This window comes from Oleiphilus sp. HI0066 (genome assembly GCF_001635725.1).
Genome location: NZ_LWFH01000038.1, coordinates 1 through 662, shown reverse-complemented (window position 1 = coordinate 662; position 662 = coordinate 1). Strand labels below are relative to the sequence as shown.

Sequence of the window (662 nt, the reverse complement as noted above, 5' to 3'; positions counted from 1 at the left end):
TTAGCAATGCGAATGACTAGTCCATCATTGAAAAGAGCGGTATTGATTTGTTCAAGCTCTCCGCGCTCATATTCTGCAAGTTCAATGATTGCTGAGCAGTCTTCATCACTAAGTTTCGTAAAAGCTTGAAGAGTTAAGCCCGATTCTTCGATCTCGCTTAATGCCGCGGCGTCAATACCAGCAGCTGAGATGTCTATGTAGATAGCATTTTCGACAAATGCTGTGGTGCTTACTGTCTCAGAGTTGTTACTGAGAAGGCTTAGATCACCTAAACGCTTTGCAGAATACTTCCAATGCTCTGTTTTGCGCGTTGGCACAACAAGCGTAGATAGTTTCTCTTGTGCGTTTTTCTGTAATGTTTGAATTTGGCTTGGAAGAGCAGAGTTAAGCTGATGCGCTTCAACGACAGCCAAAGAGCTGAGTTGAGTCATCGCTTATGCCTCGCTTTCTGCGTTGTCTTCAAGACCTAACCAGCCGTAGCCTTTTTCTTCAAGCTCAAGTGCAAGCTCTTTGCCGCCTGATTTGATGATTTTACCGCCAGCCAAAACGTGAACATAATCTGGAACAATGTAATCAAGCAAGCGCTGGTAGTGCGTAACCATAACAACCGCTCGATCTGGAGAGCGAAGCGCGTTTACGCCATCAGCCACAACACGTAGTGC

General features: G+C 45.5%; 1 protein-coding gene and 1 pseudogene. Both read right to left on the bottom strand.

The window, feature by feature from the left end; all coding sequences use genetic code 11:
- The coding region (locus A3738_RS00930; protein ID WP_156503851.1) for a hypothetical protein at positions 1-431 on the bottom strand (431 nt) is incomplete at its 3' end.
- 3 nt (positions 432-434) lie between these two features.
- Positions 435-662: pseudogene (gene sufC, locus A3738_RS00925) on the bottom strand (Fe-S cluster assembly ATPase SufC); the annotation flags it as partial.